Consider the following 5,325-nt stretch of genomic DNA (forward strand, 5'->3'; position numbering starts at 1 on the left):
CAAGCCTGGAGGGGTCTGAGCGGGCGAGCCTGATTAGGGGCCTGTCGACGGCTATTGGCCTGAATTCTTCCATGAGGTCGAGTACTAGGCTCATTCTACCTGGTCTCCGGGCGTGCAGGAAGCCGAAGTAGGGGTTGAGGCCTACAGCGAAGACTGCTTTCCAGGTCTCGCGTAGTAGGTAGGTGTAGCCGATGTTTAGAGCTATGTTGAAGGGGTCTAGCTTTACGCCGGGCTTGATGTCCCAACGTTTGAGTCTTTTCTTAAAGCCGACCTGTTTAGGTAGCAGGTTGGCTATGGCCTCCCAGTAGGCTTGTGCAGCGACTGCCTCGACTACGCGTGCTTTTTTCCAGGAGTCGGTTCCGGGTAGTTGGGACTCGGCTTTCTCGATAGTCTTTAGCTTGCGCTGTAGCTCTGTTGTGTCTCTGCCTGATATTGCCTCGCTTTTCAGGTAGCTCTTTATAACTGTCTTCTGGTTGTGTATTTTAGCACCGACGAAGCTTTTTGCGAGCTCTGTCCTCCTCTTCTCGCTTCGGGCTTGTTTGACCTGCTTGAGCCAGAGCTCTAATGATCCTCCATAAGTGGCGGGTACTAGGCGTGCCGTGGGCTCCCAGCCTGGCATAAAGTTTATGTCTATGCCGTGCTCGGCCGCCAGCCTTATGGCTCCCCCGGTTATCGTGACGCCCTCAACGGCAAGGACGATTGCCGTGATGTTTGCTACGGGGTACCTTGCCATGACTTTCCACTGGTTTTCCTCTCTCACACGGATCTCGAACTCTCCCCCTCTGGCGGCAAGCATGGCGCCGTGCTTGTCCAGTAGTATCATCCGCCCAAGGCTCATTCGCCTCCCCTGCAATAATGAATGTAGGGGCACTCTGAGGGACAGTTGGAGGATACGCCGGGGTCTTCATCGTAGAGTATGAGTTCTAGGAGCTTGTCGCGTCTTTCAACGAACTCAGACCTCAGCGCGTCTCCTAGGGCTATAATCCTGGGTCTCACGTAGAGCCTGCGTTTCGGGGGATCCACCTCGACATACATGAGTAATCCACGGTCGATCGGGGTCTCGTACTCGCTTTCAAAAGCTAGGGCGTATCCAACCAGGGCGAGCTCGAATTCCCTTCTCGGGTGCCTGGTTTTTAACTCTAGGATGAGTCCAGGCGGGATGAGTGCGTCTACGCGGAGTGCCCTGCTAAGACCTATCTTCTCGCCGTTTATAGGGTATTCCGTCAGGAGGGGGACTGTGGCTGCGACGAGACCGTCTATCTCGAGGAATCTCGACCTGCTTAGTTGCCTCTCGAGCGAGGAGGCATACGTGGAGAAGCCCTCGTTGATTATCCTGTCGACGAGCCATGTCCTCTCTTCTTCGGGGACGAGGCTGTGCTTCGCATTGAACTCTGCCCTTAATTTCTCTTTTAAGGTTGAAGCGGTATTGGCTAGTTCCTGGCTTGAGGCGTCCAGCCCGTGGTTGTAAATGCTTCTCTTCACCTCTACGATCGTCCTGGTCCAGGTTTCATGTATTAGCCTTCCTCGTTGGAGCAGATAGTTATCTCTCGGCTGAACCCTTTTTACGTAGCGGAGGTAGACGTCTCGGCCACGGTCACAGAATCCACCTGTTATGTCTGATACGCCGAGGAGTGGGCCTCCAGGCGGGGCTACAACTCCTTGACCATAAGACCAGCCTCTCAGTTCCTCGCTTACTTCCACAGGGGGCATTCGCCTGAAATCCCTGTATAGTGAGTTGATATCCTCTATGATGGGGAATAGCCCCGGCATATTATGAAAAGCGATGATTTAATAATTAACTTTTGTCTTATTGTTTTTAAATAAGTTTATGGAGGAGTGGACTTTAACCGTCAACGATCTGAAACACTTCGCATACTGCGAGGCCATAGTATACATAACCCATGGGATAGGAGTCAGGGAGCGTGAGACCGAGTATATGGCTTACGGCGGCGAGGTTGAGAAGGAGGAGTTCCTCCAACAGTTATTAAAAAAATACAGTGTAGCTAGAATACATAGGGGTGTCACGCTCTCCTCACGTGAACTGCAGCTAACAGGCAAGCCTGACGCAGTCCTAGAGACGAAAATGGGCGAGCTCATACCGGTCGAAGTCAAATGGGCTGAGCCCCCAAGGGCGTCTCGGGTAAAGAAGGATCACCTTGTCCAGCTTATAGCCTACGCCATTCTTATTGAGAAGTCTTGGCCCTCAAGGAAGAGCTCGGTCAAAAGGGGTTTGGTGTACTACCTTAGGCCTAAGCCCAGGTTCATTGAGGTCTATATCTCTAGCGAGGACAAGAAAAGCGTAATACAGATGGTTAAACGTGCAGTGAAGGTGGCTCTCGGCGAGGTGGAACCCCTCACCAGGAGAGACTGTTCAAGCTGTAATTACAGAGCCTACTGTCCCTTCGCTTACACGAGGAACTCTTCCTCCTCCTCGATATAGTATCCCTTTGAGATGACAATCCTGTTCTCGTACGATGCTTGAGAAAACACGTAGATCTGGATGTCATAGCCTTCATTCTCACGCGTTATCCTCCTGAGCCCGGCCTCCGTATCTGAGAGGACGGCCGGGTTGTAAGGCGAGACGAAGACACTCTTCTGTACCCGCACATAGCCAGTCTTCTTGAGGAAGTTTGAGACCTTAAACCTGAGGCGATTGTCCCTTATGTCGTACACGACAAGTATGACTTGATCCGTCAAAACAACTCACGTTGAGGGGGCCTGGCACTTTCCACCGTATAGCTCGACAAACACTTTCATAGACTCGGAGAAAACAGACAGGGAACCTCCACCCCTTGCCCTGGCGGAGCAATAGTCAGCTGCGACAAGTCCCTGAAGCAGCAGGAGGAAGATCTTCCTGTGTAAGGGCTTACCCGTTTCCCAGACTGAAACCGTTAGCTGGTCAAAAATCTGGCCTGCCATCTGGGCTATCTGACCCGCACTGACCTCGGTGCCGGGCAACACACTGACTAGATGGTTTTGGAATAATTCCTCGTCTATTCCAAGGCGCGTGGACAGGAGCCCCTTTAACGAGTATGTAAAGGCTTCCACGTCGAGCTTTGAGACGTGGAGTGATGCAAGGTTCCCCTTAAACACCTCTAGCCTTCTCTTGAGATCCATTGGATGATGGTGTAGTAGAACAGACAGGGAAATTAGTTCTCCCAACTTGTTCTCAAAGAACTCCTTACTCGGAATGCCAAAAACGTCAGGGACACGTGGGTTGTAGAGGAGGGATTTATACGCTATCCATCCTGAGATAAGCTCGTGTCCCGGGAATGATAGCTCTCTTCCAGAATGTAGATCCCCGGCTCTGGCTATGTTGAAAGGTGTTTTCCCGAAATCATGAAAGACAATTGCTATTTTAAGGGCTTTATGAAAGCTAGGCGTCAGGGAAGACCCGAACACGGCAAGTTTAGATCCTTCGGGAAAGGTTTCAAGTGCGAGTGCCACGTGTTCACGCATTGTCTGAGAATAGGGCGGCTTATAATAGGCGTATATTTCGATAGGTATCACCCGGGACAAACGAGTCCAATTTCTGGGTCATAGTCACACGAAACCTTGAATACAGCCCCTTCGCCCTCTACACCTCCACTCAGGACCATATGTAATGCGTCTTTGAGACTCTGAGGGCATTTCTCGCCGACACAGTGTTTTCTTATAATGTTGAAATCTACGGGGACCTTGAAGCCGTTACGAGACTCGGCCATGAAAAGCGAGCCGTCACGGACAAGACTACCCTCCTTCTCCAAGAGGAGGTCGAGCGCCGTCTTAGAGGCGGTTAACAGGTGTCCGAAAACGTACACAATGTGGTCTATATAGTCTTGGTCGACCTGTGCATCGCCCCCCCGGTAAACACTTGAGAGCAGCCCCCCATAATCGATGTGAAGGTTGATATCCGGATTGTGTTCAAGATAGTCCCTTGTCCTCCTGACAAGGTCGGCGTCGTAAACCTTGTAATTTCCCCCCTTGTTACCCTCGATCTCCTCCTCCTCATACCAGACGTAAGCGCATGTATTGGGATCCATGCAAGCCTCATTCTCTCTCCTGAGAAACCTGCCGAACCTCTGTATAAGCGAGCTCGCGGGGGCAAGCTCTGTTATTATAAGGTCACTCGATATATCCACCCCGGCCTCGATCGCCTGTGTAGCTACAATGATAAATTTACCGTTTGAGACCTGAGCGGCTTTTTTGATCATCTCGAGCTTCTTATTCTTGTCATCATTCGTAAACCTTGAATGCAGCAATACTTTGTTCGGAAAAGTTAGACTGCTATAAAATGCCACGGCGTCTTCCACCGTGTTAAATACGACAAGCGCCCTAGTAAAGGGAGCACTTTGAAGAATCCCCTTTATCTCCTCGTTTTTTCTCTGACTAGACAAGGACAATAGATTTATCTTGTATTTTTTGCCTCTTCTCTCCTCGATGAACCCGGGGTCCAGGTCCCCTCTAAAATCAATAACCTTTACGTTACTGGCGGCTTTGCCTAAATGACTTTTAATCTTACTCAAGTAAACATTGGGAAGGGTCGCAGACAAGAAGAACATGTTCGACGAGAAAACATTTAGACCTAGCTTTAGCAACGCAATCAACACGCTCAATGACTTCGTCGTGTCGAATAGGAGGTGGACTTCGTCAAAGATCTGTGTAGATAACCATGAGGAGCCCCAGCTGAACAGGAAATGGCCCATGCTAGTCTCACTATAGACTTTCGAAATGTCCTCAGGGGCCAACCCGAGGCTTACAAGAGTAAAAGTGTCGATTGTCGTCAAAACGACTGGGTGAACCAGGTAGGGTGACTCTCGCAGGCCCATCATCCTTGCACCTACAATCCCTTCCTTGCCCAGCCATCTATAATAGGCAGCAAACTTAGACCTCTGGTCCTCGATCAGACTCCGTAAAGGATAGCTAATAATAGTCTTGTAACCGCTCGAGAGATACGCATGGGACAACGCCAGTGAGAGAGAGGTTTTGCCGTATCCTGTGGGCGCGGAGACAAAGAAAGCATGGCCTTTGCCCTCTCCTGAGACTGGAGTCGTCTCGATTTCCTTAACAACGTATTCGAGGTAAGGCCTGGATGCAACAGCATGTGGAGTTGTCTCGCGTATAAATTGATTTACAATGCCTAAAGAATTAACAATTGACATGCTTTTTCACTTTTTTTTCTTTTACGACATGAATCAGCCGTGGAAACTCGTATTTACATGCCCTGAGTATCTTTTCATCCCTTGAAACAATGTCACGAATTGCTGAAATCTCACGGTTGTACTCCGACCAGAAAACAGGGTTTTGGGTTTCAGCATACATGTAGAGCTTTTTTACAGCGTTATA

General features: G+C 50.0%; 7 protein-coding genes. 1 reads left to right on the forward strand and 6 read right to left on the reverse strand.

What is annotated here, in order from left to right:
* Together cas1 and cas4a are read right to left on the reverse strand one after the other, a co-directional pair.
* Nucleotides 1-838, reverse strand: an 838-nt coding sequence (cas1, locus tag ACP5KC_RS07165; protein ID WP_428287090.1) for a CRISPR-associated endonuclease Cas1, incomplete at its 3' end; no start/stop codon positions are given.
* The gene (gene cas4a, locus ACP5KC_RS07170) at nucleotides 835-1,770 is read right to left on the reverse strand and encodes a type I-A CRISPR-associated protein Cas4/Csa1 (RefSeq protein WP_428287091.1); all 936 of its coding nucleotides are present in this window, start codon (nucleotides 1,768-1,770) and stop codon (nucleotides 835-837) included. The genes cas4a and cas1, both read right to left, overlap by 4 nt.
* A 58-nt stretch (nucleotides 1,771-1,828) precedes the next feature.
* Between cas4a and cas4 the strand changes: the two genes are divergently transcribed.
* Entirely contained in the window at nucleotides 1,829-2,440 is a 612-nt protein-coding gene (cas4, locus tag ACP5KC_RS07175) for a CRISPR-associated protein Cas4 (RefSeq protein WP_428287092.1), read from the forward strand.
* On the opposite strand, the gene cas2 is transcribed toward cas4, so the two are convergent.
* The 4 genes from cas2 to ACP5KC_RS07195 all read right to left on the reverse strand — a co-directional run.
* A complete protein-coding gene (cas2, locus tag ACP5KC_RS07180) occupies nucleotides 2,407-2,697 on the reverse strand; it encodes a CRISPR-associated endonuclease Cas2 (RefSeq protein WP_428287093.1) in 291 nt (96 codons plus the stop codon). The two genes, cas4 and cas2, sit on opposite strands and share 34 nt — an antisense overlap.
* A 6-nt stretch (nucleotides 2,698-2,703) precedes the next feature.
* On the reverse strand, nucleotides 2,704-3,459 hold the full coding sequence (locus ACP5KC_RS07185) for a hypothetical protein (RefSeq protein WP_428287094.1): 756 nt from the start codon (nucleotides 3,457-3,459) through the stop codon (nucleotides 2,704-2,706).
* Between the two features lie 47 nt (nucleotides 3,460-3,506).
* Nucleotides 3,507-5,141, reverse strand: a complete 1,635-nt coding sequence (gene cas3, locus ACP5KC_RS07190) for a CRISPR-associated helicase Cas3' (protein WP_428287095.1) — start codon at nucleotides 5,139-5,141, stop codon at nucleotides 3,507-3,509.
* The coding region (locus tag ACP5KC_RS07195; protein WP_428287096.1) for a hypothetical protein at nucleotides 5,128-5,325 on the reverse strand (198 nt) is incomplete at its 5' end. The genes cas3 and ACP5KC_RS07195, both read right to left, overlap by 14 nt.

Origin of the sequence: Infirmifilum sp. (genome assembly GCF_049970975.1) — an archaeon.
Lineage (GTDB): Archaea > Thermoproteota > Thermoprotei > Thermofilales > Thermofilaceae > Thermofilum > Thermofilum uzonense.